This window comes from Holdemanella porci (assembly GCF_019052655.1).
Classification (GTDB): Bacteria; Bacillota_I; Bacilli_A; order Erysipelotrichales; family Erysipelotrichaceae; genus Holdemanella; species Holdemanella hominis.
Genome location: NZ_JAHQVB010000140.1, coordinates 1 through 1,104 on the forward strand (window position 1 = coordinate 1; position 1,104 = coordinate 1,104).

Annotated in this window: 2 protein-coding genes; both read right to left on the minus strand. The window is 30.3% G+C overall.

The window, feature by feature from the left end; all coding sequences use genetic code 11:
- Positions 1-290: 290 nt before the first annotated feature.
- On the minus strand, positions 291-707 hold the full coding sequence (locus KTQ83_RS11815) for a hypothetical protein (protein WP_217256939.1): 417 nt from the start codon (positions 705-707) through the stop codon (positions 291-293).
- A gap of 2 nt (positions 708-709) precedes the next feature.
- Positions 710-1,104: hypothetical protein (locus tag KTQ83_RS11820; protein ID WP_217256940.1), on the minus strand; the 395-nt coding region annotated here is incomplete at its 5' end.

The window sequence follows — 1,104 nt, forward strand, 5'->3', positions numbered from 1 at the left end:
CTCCCTAGTTAATAATCCTTTAAACACTCATAGGGTTTTCAACCCTACAATTTTTGAAGCCAACTTTTAGTCGACCCTATCTAATTGCGGATTACCGAGATTTCAAACATCTCTGCTCCTTAATTAATCCATTAAACACTCATAGGGTTTTCAACCCTACATCTTTTAAAGCCAACTTTTAGTCGACCCTATCTAATTTTGGATTACCGGCTTAACTTAATAAGAATTTAACGATGTCACTGTTTTTTTAGCTTAACTTAATGACATTGGTTAAATAATATAACCTTTTTTTATTTGTTTTCTAAAGAAATTATAGAATTTATTAAAGCCATATTAGCATCATTAATTTCCTGCTGATTACCGCCATTTTGTATAACAGCTTGCGCATTTGCAATAGCTTGATCTAACACTTCTAATGAATCATCAGTATAATGATCCCTATCAATTGAAGAAGCTGAATCTATTGTTTTTTGTAGCGTTGTGTTATCAATTAATTTTGGTTTTTTATCAGATTTACTAACTTCGTCCTTATTTTTGTTTTTATTTTTTGATTGTTCTACTATTCTATCATGGTTTGTGTCGTTACTTTTATTTAAATAATTAAAACCAAGAAGAATAGCTAGTATTGCAATTAAAATAATTACAATACCAGCTAATAAAAAAGTAGAATTAAACTTTCTAGAATTTCCCTTTTTTGATTTTTTCATTACTATTTAGAATTTTTTTTACGCAATAATGCCACAAGACTCGCACCAGCAGCAGTTACACCAGCTAATGAACCAAATAAACCAGTTGCAGCACCTGTTGATACTTTATTATCTTCTTTTTTAGAATCTTCTTTTTTATAATTTTCTTTTTTAGAATCTTCTTTTTTAGAATCTTCTTTTTTAGAATCTTCTTTTTTGTTATCTTCTTTTGCAGGAGTATCTACTTTTTCAAATACAGCTTCAATTGAAGCATATCCTTCAGTTTCACCTTCAGCAAAATGACATAATCCTGTTACACCGAATGTTTTAGCATCTGCATCCCATTCGATAGCATCAGCTCCCTGACCTTTCCATCCAACAAATTTATATCCTTCTTTAGCTGTTACAGCTGGAATTA